Source organism: Pseudomonas sp. MPFS, from assembly GCF_022537035.1.
GTDB classification, from domain to species: Bacteria; Pseudomonadota; Gammaproteobacteria; order Pseudomonadales; family Pseudomonadaceae; genus Aquipseudomonas; species Aquipseudomonas sessilinigenes.
Map to the genome: position 1 here is coordinate 782,024 of NZ_CP066123.1, position 26,193 is coordinate 808,216.

Consider the following 26,193-nt stretch of genomic DNA (forward strand, 5'->3'; position numbering starts at 1 on the left):
TTCTGGCTGATGCATTTCTTGGTTTTGTGGTTCTGGTTGGCAATTTGTGCGCTGCAGGACCTGCGCCAGCGGCATATCGCCAATCCCCTGACCCTGGGGGCCGCATTGCTGGCGGCGCTGTACCTGTCATGGACGGGCAGTAGCTGGCTGGGGGGCTCAGTTTCCGAAGCCGGCTGGGCATTCGTGCTGGCCCTGCTGCTGACCCTGCCCGGTTACGCCATGGGCAAGATGGGGGCCGCGGATGTGAAGCTGATGGCGGCCCTGGGCCTGGCCTCCGATATCCCGCATCTACTGGGGGCGTTCATTGGCGCGGGATTGTTCACGGCGTTGTGGTGGCTGCTGGTTTCCTGGCTCAAGGCACCACGGAAACAGGAGCTTGGCCCGCCTGCGCCAGAGGGTGCTTTGAACTCGTCAAAAAAATATCCATTTGCCCCTTTTGTCCTGGCCGGAATGGTCTTAACTGTCATCGTGCTCCATTAGTCGCCAGGCCGATTAATGCTATGTACATAGTCGGAAAGTAGGTCTAGGTTTTAGCTCAGCGGCCTGGATTATGCGAGACATCACAAGGAGTGGCCGGTCGGCGCCGGGCCCGCACGGAGTACACGTGAACAAGCTCACCTCACCGATGAAAGTGCTCGTGGTCGACGATCAACCGCTGATCGTCGAGGAGCTCTGCGAGTTCCTGGAAAGCAGCGGTTATCGCTGCGTGCCTTGTGAGTCCAGTCGCCAGGCGCTGGATAGCTTCAACAAGGACCCGGATATCTCCCTGGTGCTTTGCGACCTGCATATGCCTGGCCTGGACGGCATCCAGTTGGTGCAGGAGATGCAGCGGCTCGCAGGCAAGCAGCGGGTATTCGAAGCCATCATGCTCACCGGCCAGTCCGACAAGCAGGATGTGATCAAGGCCCTGCGTGCAGGCATCGCCGACTACTACCAGAAGCCCATCGACCTGGATGAGCTGCTTGAAGGCCTGCAGCGCCAGGAAGTGGCCCTGCAGGAGCGGCAGAAGAACCTGCAACTGGGGCAACTGAACCAGAAGCTGCAATTTCTCTCGGAGTCCATCGACGACCTCTACCAGGACCTGGACAAGGTTCGCCGCTCGCCTGAGGCCAGCCAGCCCCAGGATTCCTCGGGCGAGCAGGGCATCGATACCGACGCTATCGAGATCCCGGCGATCTTCAACCAGCTCTCGCCCCGGCAGTTGGATGTGGCCCGCCTGGTGGGCAAGGGCCAGACCAACTATCAGATCGCCTGCGAGCTGGGGATTACCGAGAACACCGTCAAGCTCTATGTGTCCCAGGTACTGCGCCTGACCCATATGCACAACCGCACGCAATTGGCCCTGGCCTTGTCGCCCAGCAGTTCGGGTTTACGCCAGCGGGTGACGGCGCACTGATCGCAAGAGGCGGTGACCGACGTGTCGCCGCCCGTGCGCCAGGCCTACTTCTTGACCTCCACCTTGCCTCCGGCATCCGGGTCGTAGAAATCCGGAATCTCGTACCGATACTTCTTCAGCCAGCGCTGCAATGCCAGCTCCCGCTCGGTGGGCGTTGCCGTTTGTGGTTGCGGCGAGGCCGCCAGGTTGCGGCTTTGCAGCAACAGCCAGCCTTCGGTTTCCTGCTGCTGGGGCGAGGCCGGGCCGGCATCGATGGCTTGCGCCAGCAATGGCAGCGCCAGCAGGACGGGGCAGCAGAGCATGGACAGTTTCATCATCAGTGCTCCTGGGTGGAGGTGGCGGCAGCCTGTAGAGGGGGGGACCCGCTAGCGACCTGGGTACCCTTGGCCGTTGTCTTCGACGGCACCTTGAGTTCTTCGGCGCGTGCCTGGGCCTGGGCGAATTGCTGTGGTGTGAGGCCAGCCTGGCTGACCACTTCGGAAGCTTGTTTCCAGTTGTCCTGGTAGAGCAGCAGGGTCACCAGGTTCATGGCGGCCAGGGGGTAGGATTGCTTGAGCTCGATGGCGGTGAGGAACTCGAAGCGTGCGTCCTCAAGACGCAGTTGATTGAGGTAGACCACGCCCAGGTCGTTGCGGATCTTCTCGTCGGTGGGCGCCAGCTTCGAGGCCCGTTGCAGATGGGCCTGGGCCAGGCCGTTGTCGCCCCGGGCGGCCGCCAGCTGGCCCAAGCCGTGTTCGCCTTCGGCGGCCAGGCATGAGTTGAGCAGGCTGCGATACAACGGCTCGGCTTCACTGCGGCCCAGCAAACGGTAGACCCGTGCCTTGCGTACCCTGACTTCGGCGAGGTTCTCCGGCAGGTTCTGCAGGTTGGCCAGGCCTGCATGCAGCTTGCCGTCGTTGACCATTTCATCGGCCAGGTTCACCGCCAGTTCCTGCTCGGAACTGAGCTTGGCGCAACTGGTGGAGCTGGTCAGGGTGGCCCACGGCGCCTGGCCGTTGCTGGCGCATCCGCCGAGCAGCAACAGGCCGGCGACGACTATCAGTGCTTTCATCAGGTTCCCTCTAGGAAGCAAAGGCCCGGACAATGGCGGTGAAGCCCGGTCCGGCCAGGACGATCAACAAGGCGGGGAAGAGAAACAACATCATCACCACCGACATTTTGGCCGACATTTTCGAGATGTATTCCTGCAGGCGTGTCAGGCGCCGGTCGTCCAGCAACTGCTTGAGTGCCTGCAAGGACTTCATCGCGCCGCCACCCTGCAGGATCAGTTGCTGGAGAATCACACAGGTATCGGTGAACTCATCCACCGCCAGCAGGGTCGCGGTCTGGTTCAACTCCTGGCCCAGCTCCAGGCCCGAGTCGACCCGGGCCAGGATCAGGCGCAGTTCATGGGTCAGCTCCGGCAAAAGCTTCTGGGCTTCGCTGCCCAGCACCCGCAGGGCTTGTTCCACGGCCATGCCCGACTCGAACAGAATGCGCAGCAGCGGAATGAAAGTGGAGATCTCCAGGGCGATCTGTTTTTGCCGCCGCTGGGCCGCATAGGCCAGGGCGCGTTTGGGCAGCAGGTAACCGGCGCCGGCGGCGAGCATGGGCAGCAGCCATTTGTTCCCGGCCTGGGGGTAGGCCACTTCCTGGACGAACAGCACCAGGCAGACGGCCACCAGCGGCGTGGCCAGTTGCAGGGCGGCAAACAGCGAGCGCTGGTTGGCACGGCGCCAGCCCAGCCGATTGAGCAGGGTCTGGGTCTCGCTGTCCATGCTCACCGTGCGCTGGCCGAAGCGGCTCTCGCCCAGCTGGCGTAGCCAGCTGCGCAAGCGGCTGTCACGGGTCATGTGGCCTTGCAGCCGCTGGGCGACCTGGCGTTCGCGCCGACGTTGTTCCAGCAGCAGGTTGCCGAGCAGGAGCAGGGCCCCCAGGAACAGCAGTGCCGCTGCCAGTAGAAGCATCTCAGATACTCCTCAGCATGCGCCAAAGGGCCAGGCAGCCGAAGACCTGCAGGGCCACGGCGGCGATCAGCATCTTCTGTCCACCGGAGTCATGCCACATGCCAAGCATGTAGCCTGGATTGGTGAGCATGAAGTAACCCACCAGGAGCAATGGCAGAAGCCCCAGGACCCAGGCCGTCATGCGGGTTTCCCCGGTCATGGCGCTCAGTTGCCGCGCACCTTGCTCGCGCTCGCGGATCAGCTTGATGAGGTTCTCCAGCAGTTCGCTGGCGTTGCCGCCGTAGCGATGGTTGACCTTCAGCCCCAGGGCGAACATGCGCAGTTCATCCTGCTCGTAGAACTCGGCGAAGTCGCTGACTGCCTCCGGCAGGTTGACCCCCAGTTGCACGTTGCGCTGTATCCGGCCCATGGCTCCCTTGAGCGGGTCGTTGCTGGAGTCGATGGCTCCCAGTACCGCATCGGCCAAGGTGCGTCCGGACTTCAGGCTACGCACGCTGTGATCGAGCAAGGGGGGTAACTGTTCGATCATGCGCTTGAGCCGACGCTGGTACAGCCAACTGATGTACAGGCGCACCAGCAAGGGGGGCAGGAAGATCCCGGCAAGCAACCCGAACCACTGGGCCAGCCAATAGCCCAGCAACATGAGCATGGCCCACCCGGCCAGCCACAGCCCCAGGCGCTCGCCGGGCTGGCCGAGGCCGGCCCGGGCAAAGGCGCGTTCCAGGCCGCTCCATGAACTGCGCTGGGGGGCCGGGTCCGGCTGTCCCTGGGCAAGCCGCTGGAGCACCCGCTCACGCTCGGTCTTGCGCACCCCGTGATAGAACATCCAGCCGGACAACCCCAGCAGGAGCAGGCAGATCAAGGTAAGCAGCAGACCGATCATGGGCCACCTCGCCGGTTCAATTGACGCCCAGGCCGATCTCGCGGCGCAGTTTGTCTCCCGCCGGGTTCATGGCCTCGCGCAGGAACCCGAAACCGCTGCGCCGATCCAGGCGGAACAGGGTATTGGTGACATAGATGTCGTCGCGCAGGCCTACCACCTCCACGACTTCGCTGACACAGCGCCGGCCATCGGGCATGCGGGTCAACTGGATCACCACATCCAGGGCCGCGCAGATCATTTGCCGCAAGGTGCGCTCGGCCACATGACGCCCGGTCAGGCCCACCAGGGTCTCCAGTCGCAGCAAGGCATCCTGGGCATTGTTGGCGTGCACCGTGCTCATGGAGCCGTCGTGGCCGGTGTTCATCGCGGTCAGCACATCCAGCACTTCGACGCCGCGAATCTCGCCGAGGATGATGCGGTCCGGGCGCATCCGCAGGGCGTTGCGGATCAGGTCGCTGGCCTTGACCTCGCCATGGCCTTCGGCATTCGGCGGGCGGGTTTCCAGGCGGACCACATGGGGATGGCCCAGTTGCAGTTCGGCCACGTCCTCGATGGTGACCAGGCGTTCATAGGGATTGATCAATTGGCTGAGAATGTTCAGCAAGGTGGTCTTGCCGGTGCCGGTACCGCCGCTGATGAGGATGTTGCAGCGCTTGCCCACCGCGTCCTGGAGAAACTCGAAGATCGCCAGGTCGATGGTCTGCATGGCGATCAGGTCGCTGCTCTTGAGCATGTCCTTGCGGAACTTGCGGATCGACAGGCAGGGGCCGTCCAGGGCAATGGGCGGGATGATCGCATTGACCCGGCTGCCATCGGGCAGGCGGGCATCGACCATCGGCGAGGATTCATCGAGGCGGCGGCCCAGGGGCGCAAGGATGCGTTGCATGACCCGCTCGACGTGATGCGCATCGATGAAGCGCAGGTCGCTCTGGTGCAGGACCCCGTCACGCTCGACGAAGACCCGGTGCGGGCCGTTGACCAGGATCTCGGTCACCGCCGGGTCGCGCAGCAGCACTTCCAGGGGACCGAAACCGGTCAGCTCATCGACGATTTCTTCCGCCAGCCGCTCCATTTCATAGCGGGAAATGGCCAGGTGCATGCGCGCGATGTACTCCGCCACCTTGTCGGTGACGAACTGTGAAAGGTTCTGCCGCGAGCTTTCCAGCAGGTTTTTCCCCGACTCTTCGATGGCATCGATGATGTAGCGATGCAGGACCAGCTTCAGGCCCTCGTGGTCGCTGTTGCCGGTGCCCGAACGGGTTGGGGCACCAAAGAGTTTCTCGCCGCTCATCGGCCCCCCATGATTCGGTTGAGCCAGCCCGTCTTGGGCGCAGGCAGCCCCTGGGAACGCTTGGCCAAGCGTTCGCCCAGGGTTCGCAGGCTTTGCGTCAGGCTGTCGCGCGGCGCCAGTTCGAACAAGGTGACGCCCTGGTTCTTGGCATTCAGGCGCAGCTCTGGGCTGTAGGCCAGCACGGCGATCACCTCCAGGCCGAAGGTCTTGCCCAGGGTGTCGGAGTCCGGGGCCACGGCACGCAGGTAGCGGTCCACCAGAAGACGTGCGTGCTCAAGCTTCATGCCTTTTTCCCGCCAGCGGTTGAGCACCTCCAGGTTGCGCCGGCAGTCGAGAACGTTCTGGTCGGTGCACCAGATCAGCTTGTCGCAGTGGCTGACGAAGGTGCGCAGGGCTTCGCTGTCCGGCTGCCCGACGAGGTTCACCACAATGTGCTGGAAGTGCTGGCGCAGGGCGCTGAGCAGCATGTACAGCTCTGCCGCGCTGGTGTGTTCCAGGGGCTCGTCGTGGTTAGCGTAGGCGAGGATGCGCAGGCCGGCCTCGGCGCTGGTGAACGCACTGTCGATCAGGGTGGCATCCAGGCGCCGCAGGTGGCGCAGGGCGTCGCCGAAGTGGAACGAGCTTTCCAGCCCCAGCAGGGCCAGGCTATCGCCCCGTGGCAGGCCCAGGTCCAGCAGCAGGGTCTGCTGCCCGCTCTTTTGCACCACCAGCGCCATATGCCCGGCCAGCAGCGCACCATCGCCGTCGCCCTGGACGCCATAAAGCACGGTCAGCCCGCCTAGCTGGGTATTGGGCGTGACCGCTGGCAGGCGCTTGCTCAGGCGTCGGACCAGCCCGGCGACTTCGCTGGAGCGCGAACCATAGGCGACAAAGTCCCTGGCGCCGGCGCGCATGGCATTGAGGACCAGCTGGTTGTCCATGCCATCGCCGAGGGCAACGATCGCCAGCATCGGCTTGGCCTCCAGGGCGCCTTCGATCAGCGCGGCCTGGGCCACCACATGCTCGCGGTCCAGGCCAATGAACACCAGGTTGGCGAAGGTCACGTCCACCAGGGCCAGCAGTTCGTCCAGGCTGCCGTCGGCCCCCACCACCTGGCCCAGGGGGGCAAGGGCGCCTTGCAGCCACTCCAGGTCGGTGCTGTTGCGGGTGATGGCAAGGAAGGTCTGGCTCAGGTTCTGGTTCATTGCGACAGCCCACTGCGCTTGTCGAAGTTGCCGTTCTCGAGAAGGAACATGCGGTAGAAGTTCGGATCGTAGTTGCGCAGGCGCTCACCGGGCAGGGAGGGCAGCTTGGCGTCGGCCGCCAGTGGCTGGACCAGGTGCGGAGTGACCACCATCAGCAACTCGCGCTCTTCGCGATTGATCGTGCTGTCGCGGAAAAACGCGCCGAGTACCGGGATGTCTCCCAGCCCCGGGAATTTGTTCACCTGGGAGCTGTTGCGAGTGCTGATCAAGCCACTGATGACGAAACTCTCGCCATCGGCCAGGGAGATGCTGGTGTCGGTGCGGCGGATGGTCAGGGCCGGTACCTGGGCCCCGGCGATGCTCACGACGTTGCTGTAGTCCAGCTCGCTGACCTCGGGGGCGACCTTCAGGGAGATGCGCTTGCGGTCGACGATCGTTGGCGTGAGGGTCAGGCGAATGCCGAACTCCTTGTACTCGATGGTCACGCTGTTGCTGCCGGTGCTGGGGACTGGAATGGGGATTTCACCGCCGGCGAGAAAGCTCGCGCTCTGGCCACTGAGGGCCACCAGGGAAGGGCGGGCCAAGGTATAGGCGAAACCACTGCCCTCCAGGGCGTTGATCAGGGCCAGTACCCGGCCATTGCCGATGCCGATGTTGAAGGCGTTGTTGTTCAGCGGAATGTTGGTGCGTGCGCCACCGAAGGTGGGGGGAGTGCCCGAGGAGGTGCCGCCGCTCGTGGGTGCAGTACCAGGCGAACCGAACAGGAAGTTGTGCCCGCGGCCGAAGATCGAGACGCTGGCCTCCTTGAGCTTGGTGCGGCTGACTTCGACGAAGCGGATATCGGTCTGTACCTGGCTGGGCATCAGCGGATCGTCGCTGTCCGGCAGGGTGGAACCGCTCATTTGGGTGCTGGCCCGGCCCTGGACGAACACCATGCTCTGGCGTGGGGTAGTGGAGCAGGAGGTCCAGACCATCAGGCTGGTAGCCCCCGCTCCCATGCCGGTGAGCAGGAAGGCCTTGTTGCCGGTGGCTTGGACGTCGGCGATCTTCGGATCGCCAACCGCCAGCCGAGTGATCGCCACCGCAGACTGCAGTTCCTGTTGCATGCCTTCGCCGACTTCCAGTACCGCCGGCAATGGTGGCAGGCCCGAGCACCCTGTTGCCGGGGCGGCCAGGACCTGGCCGCAAAACAACGGGCCCAGGCTCAAGGTCAGCAGTACGGTGAGGGTCGGGATGGAGCGACTGCGCATGTAGTACATCCTTGCTCGATCAGGGGGTCTGTTGGGTGACCTGGTTGCCGCGGATCACTTCCACCGCCGGCCGCGTGCCTGCGCCCGCGGCCCCAGGGCTGCGCGGTGCACTGCCCAGGGCCAGTTGGGTGAACTGGAACAGGTTGCTGTCGGCAGCATCCAAATGCTCGATCGCCTCTTCGCTACCGGCCCAGTAATGGGCCAGGCGCTGCTCTTCGCTGCTGCGTACCGCCAGGCGCAGGACGCCGACCTGGGTGGCCAGCATCATTCGGCTCAGGAGCTGTTCGGGGACGGCCAGGACCACGGTGCGAGCATTGATCCGACGCTGGTCCTGCTTGAGCTTTTCATCGTTGTTCAGGGCGGGCGAGGCGGGTTGGCCGTCGTTGGTCAGCCCGAGCTGATCGCCCACGGCCAGCACCCGCATGGCCGGCACCGCGATCTGCGCCGATTGCTGCGGGTTGGCGCTGTCCTGGCGCAGGAACAGCAGCACATCGACGTAATCGCCCGGGCTCAGTTGCCCTGCCGCGCCGATCACCTCGTCCACCGCCACGGCCAGGGCGCGTTCGTCGCTGTGGATCATTCGGGCCAGGGCTCCGCCCGTGGCAAAGCTCTGCTCATTGAGCCAGGTCCCGGCACTCAATTGCCGCCACGGCGTGCGTCCCACCGCCTGGTTGATGGCACTCAGGCTGCCGGGCGGCGCGGTGCGCAGTTTTTCCAGCGCCAGATCCGTGGCGGCCAGGGGGACGAAAGGGGGTACGTCGTGCACCAGTACCACGACCGGTTGGCGGGTCTGGTCTTCGGTGCTGGACACGGTGGATTCGACGACATTGGGAGCGACTGGTTGTGCTTGCACGGGGGCGGGTTCGGGCTGGCGACTGAGCACCAGGCCCCAGTAACCGAAAAACACTGCAGCCATCAGTAGAAGCCCTGCCAGAGCCATGGTGACGCGACTGTTCATGAGGGCTCTCCCTTTCCTACTGCGCCACCGGCCCGTGATTCCAAACGCGTTAACTTCGCAATCAGGCAGCTATGAACATGCAACTATTTCGCTATGTGAAGGTAGTAGAGCTAGGACGAAATGCCATTAACTGGCCAAAAAATTGCGAACAAAAGTAGGAGGCTCTCAATGGTGGTTGTACTTTTGGCGCCTTCTTCCAATTAATACTTAGTGATTAATCAGTTCTTACAGTTGCTGGGTGGTGGTTTGTTGACAATGCTCAAATGGCATTGGGAGTTCTATCCCGGTGCCATTCCGTCGGCGCCGTCTGGCGCAAAGGAGAGCTAGGATGATCCTTCAATATTTGTGGCTCAGGGCGCGCCTGTTTTTTGACCGCACCGAAGGTGCCTCGGCCATCGAGTACGCGATCGTGGTCGCCATGGTCGCCGTGATGGTGGTGGCGTTCGTCACGCCGTTGGGTAACAGGGTACTTGCCATCTTCAACAACATCCTGATCGCCCTTGGAGGGGCTGCTGTCACCCGCCCTGTTCCGTGAACCGGCGGTCAACTGCATGGCTGTCTAGTGTTGCAACCCCGGCGGAGGTGCATGATGCTGCTTGAGTATCTTTTGCTTCGTGCTCGACTGTTGCTGGCCCGTACCGAGGGTGCCTCGGCTATCGAATATGCGATCGTGGTGGCCATGGTCGCGGTGGTCGCGGTGCTGTTCGTTACCCCGATGGGCGACCGGGTCATGGCGATCTTCAACAATATTCTCGTGGCCATGGGAGGTGCTACGGTCGCACGACCTGTACCTTGAGGCCTGCGACTGCACCTGCAGCGAAGGCCGCCAAACAGCCCGTTCAAGGTAAGTTTCATGAACACTCCTCCCACCCTACGCCAGCAACTGCTTCTTGTGGACGACGAAGAAGATGCGCTGATGGAACTCGCCGAGTTGCTGGAAGGCGAGGGTTTCTGCTGCTTCACCGCGACATCGGTGAAGCTGGCCTTGAATCATCTCACCCGCCACCCGGACATCGCGCTGGTCATCACTGACCTGCGCATGCCGGAGGAGAGCGGCATGTCGTTGATCAAGCGCCTGCGTGAACACACTTCGCGCCAGCACCTGCCGGTCATCGTCATGTCGGGGCATGCCGACATGGACGATGTCAGCGACTTGCTGCGCCTGCAGGTGCTGGATCTGTTCCGCAAGCCGATCTACCACGTGCGCTTGCTGGAAACCCTCAACAATCTATTCCCCGAGCCGCGGCTACAAGTCGTCGGTCCCTGACCCGCTTGCCGGTACAGCTCCCGCCTGGCGGGAGCCGTACCTGGCGGCCTGCTGTTTTCCGGTAGCAGCAGTCCATGTTGCAGATGTTCCCCGCAGGTAAAAAAAGACCCGCCGAAGCGGGTCACAGTCACGCAACTGTTCAGAGTTGATAGCTGAAGCTCAGGCTATAGCGCGGCCTGCGGTTGTAGGTGTCCAGGGCTTCGTCGGACAGGGCCTTGGCGGCCTCCAGGGCGATGTTGTAGTGCTTGGTATCGCCAAAGCGCAGGCCGAAGGCCGCCGATGACAGGCTGCTGCCCTTGACCGGTAGCTCGTTGAACCAGGTCTTGGCCCGGTCCAGGACCACATAAGGTTGTACGACCCTGACCCAGGGACCCTCGCGGTTGAAGCTGTAGTTCACCTCATAGGCCACGCCCCAGCCCTTGTCGCCGGTGGTCTGGTCATCGGGGTAGCCACGTGCGAAGTTCTGTCCACCAAAGCTGGCCCGCTCACTGTCGGGCAGGTTGTCCCGGCTCCAGTACAGGGCCCCGGACAGCACGCCTTGCCAGTTGTCGAGAAAGCGATTGCTCTGGACCCCGGCCAGGCGCACGCGGAAGAAGTCCAGGTCATAGAGGTCGTTGTTGGTCTTGGCGCCCATGCTATCGAGGCCACGGTACAGGCCGGCACTGAGAATCCTCAGCTGGCGCTGGTCGGACTTGCTCCAGTCGCCTTCCAGGGCCAGGGCGCGGATGTCGGTCTTCACGTCCACGCTCTGCGGGCTGTTGACCACCTTGTAGCGAGTCTTGTCGTTCACTGCATACAGGCGTGTGCCGAGGGTGAGCATTTCATTGGGCGACGCGATGAAGGGGTGGCTGACACCGATGGAGAAGCGATCGTTCTCGCGATGGGGTTCGAGTTCCAGGCCATTGTCCAGCTGCACGTTGCTGTGGGGTTCACTGCGATAACGTGCACCGTAAAGGCTCAGTTGCGTGCCCTCCGAGCCCAGCAACTGGCTGTAGTCCAGGCGGTAGTAGTGCTCCTTGTCCTTGCCCGGGGGGAACAGGCCGCTGAGGGTGAGTTGTTCGCCCAGGGAGGTCTGCGAGTTGCTGGAGACCCCCACCAGGGCCTGCAGGCCATTGCGATTGTCCTGGGTACTGTTGAGTGTGGTGGTGAAGGGCTTGCGGCTGGCGGTCGCCACCAGCCGGGTGGCGCCGTCGGTGGTGCCCGGTGGTGGCACCACGGCTTGCAGCGTCACCCCGGGCACGCGGCTCATCAGGGTGGTGTAGCGCTCGAAGGTCTTGCGGGTCAACGGGCGCTCGGCCTTGAGCTTGGCCACCAGCTTGTCCAGGTAGGCCGACACCGGACCGATGTCGCCCTGTAGCTGGTAGTCCTTGACATAGCCTTCCACCAGCACCACCCGCAGCACGCCCTTGTCGAAGCTCTGCTGTGGCATGAAGGCATAGGAGAGCAGGTAACCGTCGTCCTGGTAGCGCCGGGTGATGCTGCGAGTGGCCTCGATCAATTGGGCGAGGGTGGTTTCATGGCCGATCAGAGGCTGGTAGATCGTCGCCAGCTGTTCCAGTGGGTAGAGGGTGCCGCCCTCGATCTGCACCTGTCGTACGGTGACCTTGGTGCCCATGGTCAGCGGTTGTTGCCCCTGGGGGGCAGGTTGTTCGGGGAGCTGCAGTTTCGGGGTTGCCGGGCGATAGGCATCCACTGGCAGGTTGGGCGTGGGCAGGTTACGGATGCTGTCGTTGCTGTTGAGAAAGCGGGGAAGAGAGTCGGCATAGGCGCTTGAACAGCACCCGAGTAACAACAAGCTGGCCAACGTGCGCATAGGACACTCCATGGTCGAACTGCGGTGGTGCTGGGAGCTCCCGTCCTAAATCTTTCGCTCGGTGCTGGAACCGAGGTTGACGCTAGGTTGCAGTGCTCCTGATAACAAAAAGGCGAGAGACTCTTCTGAGTCGCTCGCCTTCAACCAAGCGTAGGCGCTGTAGGTAGGGCCGTCGAATCGGCCGGGTGCAAATTATTTTGAGGTGCCGCCCAGGGCTCCGGTCAGGCCGCCGACGACACCGCCCAGGCCGGTAGCGGCGCTGCCGTTGGTGGTGCCGGTGGCACCCAGGCCGCCCAGCAGGCCGCCACTGGTAGTGCCTCCACTGGGGGTGCCGCCGGTTACCAGGCCACCCACCGAGGCCACGGTGCTGCCCACCGCGTTCACGGTACCGCCCAGCGCGGCGCCGACTTGGTTGCCTCCGGTGCCGCCAGCGATAGCGGTGCCTACGTTACTGACCGCTCCACCCACTTGGCCCAGCAGGCCGTTGACCGGAGTACCGAGACCGGTGGCCGCTCCGACTTGCTGGGTCACGCCGCTCACTTGAGTCGTGACCGGGTTCAAGGCTGCACCGACATTGGCGCCGACGGTGGCCAGTGGTGCAGTGGCTGCCAGGTTGGGAGTACCGCTGCCGCCCAGTGCACCACCGACCGAAGCCACCAGTCCGCCGCCCGAGGCACCGGAGACGCCACCGGCGCTGACGGTACCGTTGGTGTTGCCGGCATTCAGGCCGTTGCTCAGGTTGGCCACTGCGCCACCCACGGTTTCCAGCAGGCCAGTGTTGCCACCGACACCCCCTGTCCCGCCTGTGCCGCTGCCCGAGGTGCTTACATAACCACCGGTAGCCCCGACTGCGGTGCTGGCATTGCTCAAGGTGTTGCCCAGCAGGCCGGTCACGGGGTTGCCATTGCCCGCGCCGGAGACCTTGCCACCGGTGGTGTCGACTGCCTGGGCCACGCCATTGAGCAGGCCGCTGACTGGGGTACCCAGGCCTGTAGCGCTGCCGACCTTGCCAGTCAGGCCTTCTGCCAGGCTGACCACGGGCACCAAGGCCGTGTTGCCCACATCGTTGGTCAGGGTGCCTAACGGGCCGCTACTGGTGGCCGTGCTCAGGGTGTTGCCGAGCATGGTCACTTGGGTGCCGACGCCTCCCAGGGCCGGTGCGACCCGGCTGACCAGGCCTCCAACCACCGGCACGCTTTGGGTGGTGGTGGCCAGTTTGCCGCTGAGGTCGGTGACACCGGTGCCGACGTCACTGACGACGTTGCCGGCGGTGGCAGTCGTGGTGCTCAGGGCATTGGGATTGGTGCCGAGTGTGCCCAGGCCGTTGGTCAAGCCGCTGCCGACGCTGTCCACCACATTGCCGGCGGTGTTGGCGGCGCTTTGCACAACACCTCCTACTACCGGGGTACCGCCCAGGGAGCTGCCCACGCCACTGACGCCGCTACCTACGCCACTGACAGTGGTACCCAGGTCCGACACCAGGCTGCTGGTCGTCAGGGGGGTGCCTGTGCTGCCAGTGCCACCACCCGTACCGCCGGTTCCGCCACCTGTGCCTCCGGTGCCACCGCCGGTACCGCCAGTGCCGCCACCCGTACCTCCGGTGCTACCGCCAGTACCGCCGGTTCCGCCACCCGTGCCTCCGGTGCCGCCACCTGTGCCTCCGGTGCCGCCACCTGTGCCTCCAGTGCCGCCGCCAGTACCACCGGTTCCACCATCAGTGCCTCCAGTGCCACCACCGGTCCCGCCGGTTCCACCACCAGTACCGCCCGAGCCGCCATCTGTGCCGCCGCTTGCGGCCGGGGATGAGGAGCTGCTGCCACCGCTCTTGTGGCCGCCACCACCGCTGCAGCCTGCCAGGCTGAGGGTCAGGATCATGGCCAGGGCTGTTGCTGTTTTCCAAGCGAATTGAGTTTTCATGTCAGTTATCCCTTGCACCCGATACAACGGTTGTTGTTTTCGATAGCTCTCCAGTTCTTGTGCTGGAGATGTTTTCGTCCGTTGTCTAGATGAAAGGCCCGGGAGTAACTTTGAACAATTATGAACTTGGTATTAATGACTTATTTTTTTGAGCGCCAGGGCTGTTGTAAAGGATTAGTCTTAAAGTGTTTTTAATGATTTGTTTTATTTAAAATCCATTTAAAACAACATGTTGTATTTTCCTGAAAAAATAAAAGCCCGCATAAAACGAAAGTTATATACACACAATTAATAGTCATCCTTACGGTTCTTCAATACCCCTGAAGCCTGCTGTCTGGTGCTCACTACCGCCTGCTTGTGGGCTCGAAGGCCTGGCCTATAATGCGCGCCCTAAAAACTCCAGGAGCTTGTGATGCCCAATCCCGTCTGGTGGCTGTTGTGCTTGCCGTTTGTCGCGGGTGCCTTCCTTGCCTTGCAAGCCGGCATCAATGGCCAGTTGGCCAAACAGGTCGACAGCGTGCTGGCGGCGGCCATGATTTCCTTCTTTGTCGGCACGATGGCACTGCTGGCGCTGGTGCTGCTGCAACGTGAAGTGCCGTCGCTCAATGCCCTCAAGGGTTTGACCTGGTGGCACTTGTGCGGCGGCTTGTTGGGGGCGTTCTTCATCACCGTTGCGGCGTACACCGGGCCACGGATCGGGGCCTTGCTGTTCATGGCACTGGTATTGGCCGGCCAATTGAGCATGGCCCTGGCTGTGGACCACTTTGGTTGGGTGGGATTTCGCGAAGCGCCGATCAGCCTCGGCAAGATTGCCGGATTGCTGCTGATCGTTGCCGGGGTGGTGCTGATCCGCCGCGGCTGACGGAGTTCAGGCAATCGGCTGCCAACCTCCTTGCATGTGTTGAACTCGCCCTTGCCCAGCAGTTGCAGTTCGCCGCTGGACCCGGCGGCACTGGCCAGGAGCCGGAGCGGCGAGGGCAGCAGCACGGGCTTGATGAAGCGCACCGTGATCTCAAGGTTCGCTGTGGGCAGATGTTCCTGCAACGCCGCCAGGGTTCGTGCCTTGCTCCCTAGCCCATGGGCGATGGCCTGGGGAAAACCGAACAAGCGGGCGCCCAGGCGCTCAAGTGAATGGGATTGTAGTCGCCGGATACCTTGGCCTACCGGCGACCGATATCGTGTTCGGCCGTCCAGTGATCGGTTTCCAGCAGCCCCTGGTGGCAGGGCAGAGATAAGTCCGGCGGTTCTGCTGCCAGCTTGATGCCCCGGCAGAGGAATCGGCTCCGGGCTTCCCTGAGCGGGCCCAGCAGGTCGTCGATGCTGGTCACCAGGTCGAAGCTCGCAACCAGGCGCTTGCCGATGGCCGAGTTGGCGAAGGCGAAGTCGATTTAACGATCGGACATGGAACGCACTCCGCAAGCTGGGGTTCAAAGAGTGGACCGCGAATGGCCCCGGGGTGTTCGCTCAGAGGCTTTGTCCCGCCGCTACCAGGGGAATACCTACGCTGCGTTAGGGGGGCGGCGCAGTAGTACTTACAAAACAAGGCGCTTTCCGTGACTTAGCTACGTCGCGTAGCGAGCATCGGCGGCAGTTGCCGCCCAGGTGCTCTGCACGCTCAAGGCGTAGCAGGACCCGCAATACTGCAAGACCCGGCTGGGGCTCGATGCGCCGCTGGGCGATATCGATCGTTCGCGGCTCAACGTCAAGGGCTGTTTCCTGGCGGCCGGTCACCCCTTTGCCGCCACGGGCGGGCGCATCGTTGCCAACTTGGCGAAGTTGTTGAGCGTGGCGGGACAGGGGGGCGGGTTGATTTCAATCTGTGCCGTGGGAGGGCAGGGCGTGACGGCGATCATCGAGCGTTGAAGGATGTTGGTCTGCTTATTGACGGCATTGTAGAGGGGCGTTGATCGGCAGCTCTTTCCCGGCGTGGGAGGATTGCCGTATAACGAGTGACTTTCGCGTGTTTGGTAACAAGGGAACCAGAATAAAAGCTGATGAAGACTCCAAAACGCATTGAACCGCTGATCGAAGACGGTCTGGTAGACGAGGTGCTGCGCCCACTCATGAGTGGTAAGGAAGCAGCTGTGTATGTGGTGCGCTGCGGGAAGGAGATACGTTGCGCCAAGGTCTACAAGGAGGCTAACAAGCGTAGTTTCCGCCAGGCGGCGGAGTATCAGGAAGGGCGCAAGGTGCGCAATAGCCGCCAGGCCCGGGCGATGGCCAAGGGCTCCAAGTACGGGCGCAAGGAAGCCGAGGAGGCCTGGCAGAACGCCGAGGTGGCTGCCCTGTTTCGCCTGGCCAATGCCGGGGTCAGGGTACCCAAGCCGTTCGACTTCCTGGAAGGCGTGCTGCTGATGGAGCTGGTGGCCGACGAGTATGGCGATGCCGCGCCACGCCTGAACGATGTGGTGCTGGAGCCGGAGCAGGCGCGTGAATACCACGCCTTCCTGATTTCCCAGATCGTGCTGATGCTGTGTACCGGCCTGGTGCATGGCGACCTGTCCGAGTTCAACGTGCTGCTGGGGCCGGAAGGACCGGTGATCATCGACCTGCCCCAGGCCGTGGATGCTGCCGGTAACAACCATGCCTTCAGCATGCTCGAGCGCGATGTGGGCAACATGGCCGCCTACTTCGGACGCTTTGCCCCGGAGCTCAAGCGCACCCGCTATGCCAAGGAAATGTGGGCGCTCTACGAGGCCGGCACCTTGCATCCGGAGAGTGTGCTCACGGGCGAGTTCGCCGAGGCCCAGGAGCAGGCGGATGTCGGTAGCGTGATGCGTGAAATCGAAGCGGCGCGTTTCGACGAGGAGCGTCGCCGGGCCGCTCGTGCGGAGGACGAAAGACCGCCGGGCAAATCCGACGAGCCACCGCCTCCGCCCTGGATGCAGTGACCCATGAAAAATCCGGCCCAGGCCGGATTTTTCGTTTCTGCAGACCACCTTGGCACCCTGTAGCCGCTGTCGAGCCTGCGAGGCTGCGCCAAGGCCCGCAGGACCTTCAGGACTCGATCTTGCGAGCGCTGCGCGCCTGTGCGGCAGCGGCTACACGAAGCCTTTCACACTCAAGGCCCGCAGCAACTGCCGGAGGCCAGTTCCTTGAGGATCGGGCAGTCCGGGCGGTGATCGCCATGGCAGTGCTCCACCAGGTCCTGCAGGGTGTCGCGCAGGCCTGCCAGTTCGCGGATCTTCTGGTTCAACTCATCGATGTGCTGACGGGCCAGGGCCTTCACATCGGCGCTGGCCCGCTGGCGGTCCTGCCACAGGGTCAGCAACTTGCCCACTTCCTCAAGGGAAAAGCCCAGGTCCCGGGAGCGCTTGATGAATGCCAGGCTGTGCAGGTCGTCATTGCCGTACAGGCGATAGCCGCTGTCGCTGCGGTGGGCCGGCTTGAGCAGTCCGATGGACTCGTAGTAGCGGATCATCTTGGCGCTCAGGCCGCTCTTGCGCGCTGCTTGGCCGATGTTCATCCGGCGTTCTCCAGGTCTTTGGGTTTCCAGGTTTTCAACAGTAGCGCATTGCTCACCACACTGACGCTGGACAGGGCCATGGCGGCGCCGGCCAATACCGGGTTGAGCATGCCGAAGGCCGCGAGGGGGATGCCGATCAGGTTATAGACGAAGGCCCAGAACAGGTTCTGGCGGATCTTCGCGTAGGTCTTGCGACTGATCTCCAGCGCGGCGGGAATCAAGCGCGGCTCGCCACGCATCAAGGTGATGCCGGCCGCGTGCATGGCCACGTCGGTGCCGCCGCCCATGGCGATGCCGATGTCCGCGGCGGCCAGGGCCGGAGCATCGTTGATGCCGTCGCCAACCATTGCCACTACGCCGCTTTTCTTCAGTTCGGCCACGGTGGCGGCCTTGTCGGCAGGCAGCACTTCGGCGTGCACGTCGCTGATGCCCAGGGCCTCGGCTACCACCCGAGCGCTGCCGCGGTTGTCACCGGTCAGCAGGTGGCTATCGATATGCCGGGCCTTGAGTTGCTGCACCGCTTGCAGGGCGCCGGGCTTGAGGGTGTCGCCAAAGGCGAACAGGCCCAGCACGCGCGGTTGGGCGCCCTGTTCGATCAACCAGGACAGGGTTCGTCCTTCATGTTCCCAGTCCTTGGCCACCGGGGCCAGGTCACCCGGGTTCAAGCCGCTTTCCTCCAGCAGGCGGCGATTGCCCAGGGCCAATGGTCGGCCGTCCAGGGTGCCGGCGATGCCGCGGCCGGTCAGGGCCTGGCTGGCGCTGACGTCGGCCACTGGCAACTGGCGCTCCTCGCACAGGTCCAGCACGGCCTTGGCCAGGGGGTGTTCACTGCCGCGCTGCAGGGCACCGGCCAGTTGCAGCAGGGTGTCTTCGTTACCCTCCAATGCCTGCAGGTGGGCGATACGAGGTGTGCCCGAGGTCAGCGTGCCCGTCTTGTCGAAGACCACGGATGTCACCTCATGGGCCCGCTCCAGGGCTTCGGCATCCTTGATCAGGATGCCGTGGCGGGCGGCGACGCCGGTACCGGCCATGATCGCGGTGGGGGTGGCCAGGCCCAGGGCACAAGGACAGGCGATCACCAGCACGGCCACGGCATTGATCACGGCGGTTTCCAGGGGCGCACCGTACAGCCACCAACCCACTAGGGTGATCAGCGCCAGCACCAGCACGGTGGGCACGAACACCTGGCTGACCTTGTCCACCAGCTTCTGGATAGGCGCCTTGCCGGCCTGGGCGTCTTCCACCAGGCGGATGATCCGGGCCAGCACGGTTTCCGCGCCCAGGGCCTGGGTGCGCACCAGCAGGCGGCCTTCGCCGTTGATCGCACCGCCGGTGACTTTGTCGCCAGGCTGCTTGGGCACCGGCAGGCTTTCGCCGCTGATCAGGGCTTCGTCGGCATGGCTCTGGCCCTCGACGACTTCGCCGTCTACCGCAAAGCGCTCGCCGGGCTTGACCAGCACCAGGTCGCCCAGGCGCAGGGCGCTGATGGCCACTTCCTGTTCGCGGCCGTCGATCACCTGGATCGCCCGTTCCGGCCGCAGGGCCTCCAGGGCGCGGATGGCGCTGGCGGTCTGGCGCTTGGCGCGACTTTCCAGGTACTTGCCCAGCAACACCAGGGCGATGACCACCGCCGAGGCCTCGAAGTACAGGTGCGGCATGCTGCCCGGCGTGGCGCTGGCCCATTCGTACAGGCTCAAGCCGTAGCCGGCGCTGGTGCCCAGGGCGACCAGCAGGTCCATGTTGCCGCTGCCGGCGCGTACGGCTTTCCAGGCCGCCACGTAGAAGCGTGCGCCGAAGATGAATTGCACTGGGGTGGCCAGGGCGAATTGGGCCCAGGCCGGGAGCATCCAGTGCAGGCCGAAGGGTTCTACCAGCATTGGCAATACCAGCGGCAGGGCCAGCAGGATGGCCAGTACCAGGCTCCAGCGCTCGCGGCGCAGGTGTTGCCCGGGATCGCCGTCATGGCGTTGCTCGGCCTGCCACAGTCTGGCGGAATAACCGGCTTTGGTTACGGCCTCGATCAACTGCGCCGGATCGACCTGGCCCAGCAGCTCGAGGTGGGCACGCTCGGTGGCCAGGTTGACGTTGGCGCTGCGTACTCCCGTTACCTTGTTCAAGGCGCGCTCCACGCGTCCGGCGCAGGTGGCGCAGGTCATGCCGCCGATGCTCAGTTCCAGGCTCTGTACCGGCACGCTGTAGCCGGCGTTCTCCACGGCGGCCAGCAAGTCCGGGAGACTGCCGTCCGGTGCCTCGATACGGGCCTGTTCCGTGGCCAGGTTGACGCTCACCGCACGGGTTCCGGCGACCTTGCCCAGGGCGCGCTCCACGCGTCCGGCGCAGCTGGCGCAGGTCATGCCGGCGATCGGCAGGTTGAAGGTGATTGAATCGGACATCGGGAGCACTCCCTGTAGACAAGTGGCCACAGGATCAACCTTGCCATGCAGGCAAGGTCAAGGGGCATTGCAGGGGTGCTTCATTTTGTCCCAGGAGCGGGACGGGAAAGGCCTGGCGCCAAGGGCACCAGGCGGGCGGTCAGTATTCCAGGGCCGCGGGCTTGAGGTACATGCCCGAGGGGCTGGTGGCGATGCGGAACTTCAGCACGTCGCCGGCCTTGAGGCTGATCTCCTGGGTGTTCGGGGCCAGCATGCCGGCGCTGCATCCCGGTGCCTGGCTCGGCAGCAGTTTCAGGCTCAGCGCTACTTTGCCCGCAGGCAGGTTGAAGGACGTGCTCTGCTCCTGGAACAGTCGACCGGCGAGCTGGTCCTGGATATACAGACCGATTTCGCAGGAGGTGGCAACCTCCAGTCGCTCCCTGGAAATGATCAGTACGCCGTAATCCTCGCCGGCGGCCAGGGCCGGTGGCACTGCCGCGAACAGGCCCAGCAGGCCGACGAGGCTGAAAGTTGACCAGCGCATGGCTGAATCTCCCGCTTTGATGACATAAGGAGTGAAGCTTGGCCGAGCGCGGCGTCGATTTCCAGCCCGGCAGGTTGCGCTGGAACTTGACCTTGCCATGGTGGCAAGGACAAGACTCTGCCCAACTTCAACACAGGAGAAGCGCAATGCAAGTATTCAACGTTCAAGGCATGTCCTGCGGCCACTGCGTGCGAGCCATCACCCAGGCCCTGCAGAGCAAGGACCCTGCGGCCACGGTACGGGTGGACCTGGCGGCCAAGGAAGTGGGGGTCGAGAGCCGGTTGTCCAACGATGAGGTGATCAGCCTGATCAGCGAAGAAGGTTATGCAGTGCAGGTGGCCTGAGTCTTTTTAATCGTTAGCGACCTACCTGAATGTTCAAGGCGTCCAAGCGCGGATAAACTGTCGGACCGCTGACCCGACGTTCGTTTGGATGCCATGAACCTGCGCACTATCCTGATTCTCGGCGCCCTGAGCGCTTTCGGCCCATTGGCCATCGACTTCTATCTGCCGGCTTTCCCGGCGATGGCCCAGGCTTTCGGCACTGATGAAAAACATGTCCAGTTGACCCTGGCGGCCTACTTCCTGGGGTTGTCCATCGGTCAGTTGGCCTATGGGCCGCTGGCCGATCGTTTTGGCCGGCGCTTGCCGCTATTGGCCGGAGTCGGCTTGTTTACCCTGGCGTCGATGGCCTGTGCCTATGCGCCGAGCCTTGAATGGCTGATCGGCGCGCGGTTCGTCCAGGCCCTGGGTGGATGCGCCGGCATGGTGATTTCCCGCGCGGTGGTCAGCGACAAATGCGATGCCGTAGGGTCGGCCAAGGTGTTCTCGCAACTGATGCTGGTCATGGGGCTGGCACCAATCCTGGCACCGATGCTCGGAGGCCTGCTGGTCAATCTGCATGGCTGGCAATCGATCTTCATCATGCTCACGGTATTCAGCGCGCTGTCCGGACTGGCCGTCGCCCTGGGCCTGCCGGAAAGCATGCCGGCGGATCGGCCGCGCCTGCCGTTGTCCGGTGCGCTGTACCAGTACGGCCTGCTGCTCAAGGACCGGGTGTACCTGGGCCATGCCTTGACCGGCGGTATCGCCATTGCCGGCATGTTCTCCTACATCGCCGGTTCGCCCTTTGTCCTCATCAAGTTGTATGGCGTGCCGGCCGAGCACTTTGGCTGGTTCTTCGGCATCAATGCCGGTGGATTCATCCTGGTGGCCCAGGTCAATGCACGGCTGTTGGCCAAGCGCGGACCGGCTTTCCTGTTGGCGCGCACGGTGTGGATCTATCTAGCGGCGGGCCTGACCCTGCTGGGTGTCAGTACCTTGCACACCGAGGCGCTGTGGCCACTGCTGGTGCCCCTGTTCGTGTGTATCGCGAGCCTGGGCTGCATCATTCCCAACGCCGCGGCCTGCGCCATGAATGGCCAAGGAGCCAGGGCCGGCAGCGCCTCGGCGCTGCTGGGGTGCCTGCAGTTCAGTGTCGCCGCGGGAGCGGCTTATCTGGTGGGGGTGTTGCACGATGGCAGCGCCACGCCAATGGCGATGGTCATCTGCCTATGTGGCGTGCTGGCCGTGAGCATGGCGGTCATGACCCGGCGTTTGCAGAATGCCCGGGCACTGAAGACCGCCGGGCTCTGAATCAGCCGACGGCGCGCTGGGGCTGGGGAATCGAATGAGGTGCCTGCAGCCTGGCTTGCAGGGTCTGGGCGAAAGCCCGCGCCTCGGCTTCGCTGCGGAACGCTACCGCATGCTGGTCGAGACGCACCTGCCACTGGGAGCCTTGAGGGGTTGCCAATTCTTTTATCAGGATCTTCATTGCTGACCTCCTAACGGTAAAAGAGCGCGCTGCAAGGGACCCCAGTGTAGACCTGAATACGGTCATGAATATGACCGAAATCAATTCTCGGACTGGCGGCCGCCGCTGCGTTTTATCGCCGGCGGGAGGCCGCCCATTACGGCTCTAGAAACCTTCCAGGACGATCTTGCCCTTGGCCTTGCCGCTTTCCAGCAACGCGTGGGCACGGCGCAGGTTGGCGGCGTCGATCCGGCCAAAATGTTCGCCGACCGTGGTCTTGAGGGTGCCAGCATCGATCAGCTCGGCGATCCGCGTCAGGATCACGTGTTGCTGTTGCATGTCGGGAGTCTCGAACAGCGAGCGGGTGTACATGAATTCCCAGTGCAGCGACAGGCTCTTGCGCTTGAGCTTGGTCACATCGAAGCTCTGTGGGTCGTCGATCAGCCCCAGCTTGCCCTGTGGCGCCAGGGCTTCCACCAGTTGGTCCAGGTGCGCGTCGGTCTGGGTCAGGCTGGCCACGTGGGTCACCTGCTCGATGCCGATGCGCTTGAGCTCGGCGCTCAGTGGCTGGCTGTGATCCACCACGGCATGGGCGCCCAGCTCGCGCACCCAGGCCTGGGTCTGCTCGCGGGAGGCGGTGCCGATCACCTTGAGCCCGGTCAGTTGCCGCGCCAGCTGGGTGAGGATCGAACCGACGCCGCCAGCGGCGCCGACGATCAACAAGCTCTGGTCTTTGATCTGCGGGTCCTGGCTGACCTGCAAGCGATCGAACAGCAATTCCCAGGCGGTGACCGCCGTCAGCGGCAGGGCGGCGGCTTCGGCAAAGCCCAGGCTCTTGGGCATGTGGCCGACGATGCGTTCATCGACCACGTGCACTTCGCTGTTGGCCCCGGCGCGGGCGATGGAGCCGGCGTAGAACACCTGGTCGCCAGCCTTGAACAGGCTGACCTCGCTGCCCACGGCCTTGACCACCCCGGCCACGTCCCACCCCAGGACCTTGGCGGCCCCGTCTTCGGGCTGGACGTTGCGGCGTACCTTGGTGTCCACCGGATTGACCGAGATGGCCTTGACCTCCACCAGCAGGTCGCGAGGGCCGGGGGTAGGCTCCGGCAGTTCAATGTCTTGCAGGGCGCGTGGATCGTCGATGGGCAACGATTGGTAGTAGGCGATGGCTTTCATGATGGGTTCCTTGTAAGGCGATTGAAGAGGGTCAGGCGATCAGTTGCAGGCGCTTGAGTTCGAAGTGTTCGAGGGCATCGCGGGTGTGTTCCAGGAAGGCCTGGAAGTGGGCGGTGCCGTTGTGCAGGTCCAGGGCCGCCTGGTTATCCCAGCGCTCCAGGACGTAGAAGGTGCCCGGCTGCCCGGCGTCCTGGTGCAGTTGGTAATACTGGCAGCCGGCTTCGGCGCGGCTGGGCGCCACCAGGACACTGAGTTCGCGTTGCAACACGTGCTGCTGGCCGGGCCGGGCGACCAGGGTGGCAATGGCGGTGAAGGGCTCGGACATTGGGGTATTCCTCGGTGGAATTGGACGATGGAGAGATGATTGGCTATTTCTGTGCACGGTAAAACCGGCTAAAAGAGCAGTCTCTTTCAATATTTTTTTGATAATACGAGGCTGGCCGTGTTGCGATTCGATGATCTGCAGTTGTTCGTGCGTGCCGCCGACCTGGGCAGCCTGTCGGCGGCGGCCCGGGTCATGGACCTTTCGCCGGCGGTGGCCAGCGCTGCCCTCAAACGCATTGAGCACCACCTCGGCGCACGCCTATTGGCTCGCTCCACCCGCAGCCTGCGCCTGACCGCCGAGGGCGAGGGTTTTCTCGAATACGCCCGCGCCGCCTTGGGCAACCTGGATGAAGGCCGGCGCCTGCTGGCCAGCGGGCAGGACCAGGTCAGCGGCGTGTTGCAGCTGTCCGCTCCCTCGGACTTTGGGCGCAATTTGCTGCTGCCCTGGCTCGACGAGTTCCAGCGCGAGCATCCCAAGCTCAGCGTGCGCCTGTTGCTGGGGGACAGGATCGCCGACCTGTTCCGCCAGCCGGTGGATATCGCCCTGCGCTATGGTGAACCGGAGGATTCCAGCCTGGTGGCCCTGCCGGTAGCCCCGGACAACCGCCGGGTGCTGTGCGCCGCTCCCGGCTACCTGGCGCGCCATGGCGAGCCGCGCCAACTGGAGCAGCTGGCCCAGCACAACTGTCTGTTGTACATGCTCGACAGCCGGGCCCACGATCTCTGGAGCTTTCATGACGGCAAGCGCGAGGTGAGCCTCAGCGTCAGTGGCGACCGCCTGAGCGACGATGCCGATGTGGTCCGGCGCTGGGCTTTGGCCGGGGCCGGGATCGTCTACAAGTCCTGGCTGGACGTGGCCGCCGATGTGCTGGAGGGGCGCCTGCAGGTGCTGCTGCCGGAGCTGACCTGCGAGCGGGCGTCGCTGAACCTGCTCTGCACCCATCGGGCGCACCTGAGCAAACCGGTGAAGCTGTTGCGCGATCTGTTGCAAAGACGCTGCGCCGAGATCAGCGCTCGCCGCCCGGTATAGCTCTGCCACGACATAGCACCCCCAGGACATAACCCTCCCACGGCGTCGCCCAGCCATTCGGCGCTTCGCCCCTGGGCGTCGCTGGTGGATGCGGGCAGGTCGCCCTCGGCAATCAGCCCCGGTCTCGATCCCGCACACTCCGACGGTCAAGCATTCGACTGTGGGGGACGGGGCATGGGCATACAGAAGTACAGCGCTGCGGAGCGCCTGGAGCGGTTACCCATCAGCGGCTATCACCGGCTGATCTTCATCATCATCGCCTTGGCGTTCTTCTTCGACTCCATGGACCTGGCGATGATGACCTTCCTCCTGGGCTCGATCAAAGCCGAGTTCGGCTTGAGCTCGGCCCAGGCCGGCCTGCTGGCCAGCTCGAGTTTCTTCGGCATGGTGCTGGGGGCGTCACTATCGGGAATGCTCGCCGACCGTTTCGGTCGCAAGCCGGTGTTCCAGTGGAGCATCGTGCTCTGGGGCGTGGCCAGCTACCTGTGCTCCACGGCCCAGGATGTGGACAGCCTGACCCTGTTCCGGGTGCTGCTGGGAATCGGCATGGGCATGGAGTTTCCCATCGCCCAGTCGATGCTCTCGGAGATGATTCCGGCGCAACGACGCGGACGCTACATCGCCTTGATGGATGGTTTCTGGCCCTTGGGTTTCGTCGCCGCCGGGGTGCTGTCGTACTTCCTCCTGCCGTTGATCGGCTGGCGCGACATCTTCCTGGTGTTGGCGATCCCAGCGGTGTTCGTGCTGGCGATCCGCTTCTTCATTCCCGAGTCGCCGCGCTGGCTGGAGCAGGCCGGGCGCCATGCCGATGCCGACCGGGTACTGCAAGGCATCGAGGGCAAAGTGCGGGTATCCCTGGGCACCAGCCAGTTGCCCGAGCCCGTGCGCCTGCCACGCATAGAAAGCGCGCCAGGGCAGTTTTTCTCTGCGTTGCGCCAGATCTGGTCGCCGCAGTATCGCCAGCGCACGGTGATGATCTGGAGCCTGTGGTTCTTCGCCCTGCTGGGGTTCTATGGCCTGACCTCCTGGCTCAGCGCGTTGCTCCAGCAGTCCGGCTTCGCGGTGACCCAGTCGGTGTACTACACGGTGCTGATTTCCCTGGGCGGGATCCCGGGGTTCCTCATGGCCGCCTGGCTGGTGGAGCGCTGGGGGCGTAAGCCGGTGTGCATCGTCACCTTGCTCGGTGGCGGGATCATGGCCTTCTTGTATGGGCAAAGCGCGGTGTTCGGCGGCAATGCGAGCCTGCTGATCGGCACCGGGTTGCTGATGCAGTTCTTCCTGTTCGGCATGTGGGCGGTGCTCTACACCTACACCCCGGAGCTGTATCCGACCTCGGCCCGGGCCACGGGCTCGGGGTTCGCTTCGGCAGTTGGCCGTATTGGTTCGTTGCTGGGGCCCTTGGTGACGGGGCTGGTGTTGCCGGTCGCCGGGCAAGGGGGCGTGTTCGCCTTGGGGGCGGCGTGCTTCGTGGTCGCGGCGGCGGTGGTCTGGCGCTTCGGGATGGAGACCCGGGGCCGGACCCTGGAGGAATTGAGCGAGGTGTAGAGGGGGCGTTGCGTAGCCCCCGGCGCCCTTGCAAGAG

Annotated in this window: 27 protein-coding genes and 2 pseudogenes; 12 read left to right on the top strand and 17 right to left on the bottom strand. The window is 63.9% G+C overall.

Annotated features, from left to right (window positions below; translation table 11 throughout):
* The first annotated feature begins 9 nt into the window (after positions 1-9).
* Both I9018_RS03425 and I9018_RS03430 read left to right on the top strand, forming a co-directional pair.
* Positions 10-480 carry a prepilin peptidase gene (locus tag I9018_RS03425; RefSeq protein ID WP_241108738.1) on the top strand — a complete coding sequence of 157 codons (471 nt, stop codon included), beginning with the start codon at positions 10-12 and terminating at the stop codon, positions 478-480.
* A 124-nt stretch (positions 481-604) separates the two neighbouring features.
* Positions 605-1,396 (top strand): response regulator transcription factor, encoded by a 792-nt coding sequence (locus I9018_RS03430; RefSeq protein ID WP_068577140.1) that lies wholly within the window; start codon positions 605-607, stop codon positions 1,394-1,396.
* A gap of 44 nt (positions 1,397-1,440) precedes the next feature.
* On the opposite strand, the gene I9018_RS03435 is transcribed toward I9018_RS03430, so the two are convergent.
* Genes I9018_RS03435 through cpaB form a run of 8 tightly spaced genes read right to left on the bottom strand, consistent with a single transcriptional unit; the run spans position 1,441 to position 8,908 of the window.
* Positions 1,441-1,713, bottom strand: coding sequence for a DUF3613 domain-containing protein (locus I9018_RS03435; protein WP_241108739.1), 273 nt, complete (start codon positions 1,711-1,713; stop codon positions 1,441-1,443).
* A complete protein-coding gene (locus I9018_RS03440) occupies positions 1,713-2,447 on the bottom strand; it encodes a hypothetical protein (RefSeq protein ID WP_068577138.1) in 735 nt (244 codons plus the stop codon). Before I9018_RS03440 ends, I9018_RS03435 begins: the two co-directional genes overlap by 1 nt.
* Positions 2,448-2,457: 10 nt before the next feature.
* On the bottom strand, positions 2,458-3,342 hold the full coding sequence (locus I9018_RS03445; protein ID WP_068577136.1) for a type II secretion system F family protein: 885 nt from the start codon (positions 3,340-3,342) through the stop codon (positions 2,458-2,460).
* Position 3,343: 1 nt separating this feature from the next.
* On the bottom strand, positions 3,344-4,225 hold the full coding sequence (locus I9018_RS03450; RefSeq protein WP_124345660.1) for a type II secretion system F family protein: 882 nt from the start codon (positions 4,223-4,225) through the stop codon (positions 3,344-3,346).
* Between the two features lie 16 nt (positions 4,226-4,241).
* Complete coding sequence (locus I9018_RS03455; RefSeq protein WP_241108740.1) at positions 4,242-5,516, bottom strand: CpaF family protein; 1,275 nt, start codon at positions 5,514-5,516, stop codon at positions 4,242-4,244.
* Positions 5,513-6,700 carry a pilus assembly protein gene (locus I9018_RS03460; protein WP_068577129.1) on the bottom strand — a complete coding sequence of 396 codons (1,188 nt, stop codon included), beginning with the start codon at positions 6,698-6,700 and terminating at the stop codon, positions 5,513-5,515. Before I9018_RS03460 ends, I9018_RS03455 begins: the two co-directional genes overlap by 4 nt.
* Positions 6,697-7,950, bottom strand: coding sequence for a type II and III secretion system protein family protein (locus I9018_RS03465; protein ID WP_241108741.1), 1,254 nt, complete (start codon positions 7,948-7,950; stop codon positions 6,697-6,699). The genes I9018_RS03460 and I9018_RS03465 overlap by 4 nt, the downstream gene beginning before the upstream one ends.
* A gap of 19 nt (positions 7,951-7,969) precedes the next feature.
* Complete coding sequence (gene cpaB / locus I9018_RS03470) at positions 7,970-8,908, bottom strand: Flp pilus assembly protein CpaB (protein WP_068577125.1); 939 nt, start codon at positions 8,906-8,908, stop codon at positions 7,970-7,972.
* Positions 8,909-9,236: 328 nt separating this feature from the next.
* Between cpaB and I9018_RS03475 the strand changes: the two genes are divergently transcribed.
* The 3 genes from I9018_RS03475 to I9018_RS03485 are packed head-to-tail and all read left to right on the top strand — an operon-like array spanning position 9,237 to position 10,175.
* The gene (locus I9018_RS03475; protein ID WP_068577124.1) at positions 9,237-9,443 is read left to right on the top strand and encodes a Flp family type IVb pilin; all 207 of its coding nucleotides are present in this window, start codon (positions 9,237-9,239) and stop codon (positions 9,441-9,443) included.
* A gap of 54 nt (positions 9,444-9,497) precedes the next feature.
* Entirely contained in the window at positions 9,498-9,704 is a 207-nt protein-coding gene (locus I9018_RS03480) for a Flp family type IVb pilin (RefSeq protein WP_241110103.1), read from the top strand.
* Positions 9,705-9,761: 57 nt separating this feature from the next.
* Entirely contained in the window at positions 9,762-10,175 is a 414-nt protein-coding gene (locus I9018_RS03485) for a response regulator (protein ID WP_068577121.1), read from the top strand.
* 139 nt (positions 10,176-10,314) lie between these two features.
* Here I9018_RS03485 and I9018_RS03490 read toward each other — a convergent pair whose 3' ends face one another.
* Positions 10,315-11,988 (bottom strand): POTRA domain-containing protein, encoded by a 1,674-nt coding sequence (locus I9018_RS03490; RefSeq protein WP_241108742.1) that lies wholly within the window; start codon positions 11,986-11,988, stop codon positions 10,315-10,317.
* A 192-nt stretch (positions 11,989-12,180) separates the two neighbouring features.
* The gene (locus I9018_RS03495; RefSeq protein WP_241108743.1) at positions 12,181-13,905 is read right to left on the bottom strand and encodes a collagen-like triple helix repeat-containing protein; all 1,725 of its coding nucleotides are present in this window, start codon (positions 13,903-13,905) and stop codon (positions 12,181-12,183) included.
* 412 nt (positions 13,906-14,317) lie between these two features.
* Between I9018_RS03495 and I9018_RS03500 the strand changes: the two genes are divergently transcribed.
* Positions 14,318-14,767 (top strand): DMT family transporter, encoded by a 450-nt coding sequence (locus tag I9018_RS03500; protein WP_068585498.1) that lies wholly within the window; start codon positions 14,318-14,320, stop codon positions 14,765-14,767.
* Positions 14,768-14,773: 6 nt separating this feature from the next.
* Here I9018_RS03500 and I9018_RS03505 read toward each other — a convergent pair.
* Positions 14,774-15,248 (bottom strand): annotated as a pseudogene (locus I9018_RS03505) (MaoC/PaaZ C-terminal domain-containing protein); the annotation flags it as partial.
* A gap of 250 nt (positions 15,249-15,498) precedes the next feature.
* On the opposite strand from I9018_RS03505, the pseudogene I9018_RS03510 reads away from it, so the two are divergent.
* Together I9018_RS03510 and I9018_RS03515 are read left to right on the top strand one after the other, a co-directional pair.
* A pseudogene (locus tag I9018_RS03510) lies at positions 15,499-15,768 on the top strand (acetyl-CoA C-acyltransferase); the annotation flags it as partial.
* A gap of 131 nt (positions 15,769-15,899) precedes the next feature.
* Positions 15,900-16,796, top strand: coding sequence for a PA4780 family RIO1-like protein kinase (locus tag I9018_RS03515; RefSeq protein WP_241108744.1), 897 nt, complete (start codon positions 15,900-15,902; stop codon positions 16,794-16,796).
* A gap of 170 nt (positions 16,797-16,966) precedes the next feature.
* Here I9018_RS03515 and cueR read toward each other — a convergent pair whose 3' ends face one another.
* The 3 genes from cueR to I9018_RS03530 all read right to left on the bottom strand — a co-directional run bounded on the left by cueR (position 16,967) and on the right by I9018_RS03530 (position 20,287).
* Positions 16,967-17,371, bottom strand: coding sequence for a Cu(I)-responsive transcriptional regulator (cueR, locus tag I9018_RS03520; RefSeq protein ID WP_068585490.1), 405 nt, complete (start codon positions 17,369-17,371; stop codon positions 16,967-16,969).
* Entirely contained in the window at positions 17,368-19,764 is a 2,397-nt protein-coding gene (locus I9018_RS03525; RefSeq protein ID WP_241108745.1) for a heavy metal translocating P-type ATPase, read from the bottom strand. Before I9018_RS03525 ends, cueR begins: the two co-directional genes overlap by 4 nt.
* Positions 19,765-19,903: 139 nt before the next feature.
* Complete coding sequence (locus tag I9018_RS03530; protein ID WP_241108746.1) at positions 19,904-20,287, bottom strand: hypothetical protein; 384 nt, start codon at positions 20,285-20,287, stop codon at positions 19,904-19,906.
* Between the two features lie 146 nt (positions 20,288-20,433).
* Here I9018_RS03530 and I9018_RS03535 point away from each other — a divergent pair, with 146 nt between their 5' ends.
* Together I9018_RS03535 and I9018_RS03540 are read left to right on the top strand one after the other, a co-directional pair.
* Positions 20,434-20,631 carry a cation transporter gene (locus tag I9018_RS03535; RefSeq protein ID WP_022642104.1) on the top strand — a complete coding sequence of 66 codons (198 nt, stop codon included), beginning with the start codon at positions 20,434-20,436 and terminating at the stop codon, positions 20,629-20,631.
* A gap of 93 nt (positions 20,632-20,724) precedes the next feature.
* Positions 20,725-21,921, top strand: a complete 1,197-nt coding sequence (locus I9018_RS03540) for a multidrug effflux MFS transporter (protein ID WP_068585481.1) — start codon at positions 20,725-20,727, stop codon at positions 21,919-21,921.
* Position 21,922: 1 nt separating this feature from the next.
* Here the strand turns inward: I9018_RS03540 and I9018_RS03545 are convergent, their stop codons facing one another.
* From I9018_RS03545 to I9018_RS03555, 3 genes are all read right to left on the bottom strand, one after another.
* On the bottom strand, positions 21,923-22,099 hold the full coding sequence (locus I9018_RS03545; RefSeq protein WP_164487263.1) for a hypothetical protein: 177 nt from the start codon (positions 22,097-22,099) through the stop codon (positions 21,923-21,925).
* Positions 22,100-22,243: 144 nt separating this feature from the next.
* Positions 22,244-23,257, bottom strand: a complete 1,014-nt coding sequence (locus I9018_RS03550; protein WP_241108747.1) for a zinc-binding alcohol dehydrogenase family protein — start codon at positions 23,255-23,257, stop codon at positions 22,244-22,246.
* Between the two features lie 31 nt (positions 23,258-23,288).
* A complete protein-coding gene (locus I9018_RS03555; RefSeq protein WP_241108748.1) occupies positions 23,289-23,582 on the bottom strand; it encodes a putative quinol monooxygenase in 294 nt (97 codons plus the stop codon).
* A 117-nt stretch (positions 23,583-23,699) separates the two neighbouring features.
* Here I9018_RS03555 and I9018_RS03560 point away from each other — a divergent pair, with 117 nt between their 5' ends.
* Together I9018_RS03560 and I9018_RS03565 are read left to right on the top strand one after the other, a co-directional pair.
* Positions 23,700-24,611, top strand: a complete 912-nt coding sequence (locus I9018_RS03560; RefSeq protein WP_068585471.1) for a LysR family transcriptional regulator — start codon at positions 23,700-23,702, stop codon at positions 24,609-24,611.
* Positions 24,612-24,785: 174 nt separating this feature from the next.
* Positions 24,786-26,156: an MFS transporter gene (locus I9018_RS03565; RefSeq protein WP_241108749.1), complete on the top strand. Its 1,371-nt coding sequence runs from the start codon at positions 24,786-24,788 to the stop codon at positions 26,154-26,156.
* The last annotated feature ends 37 nt before the right edge of the window (positions 26,157-26,193 follow it).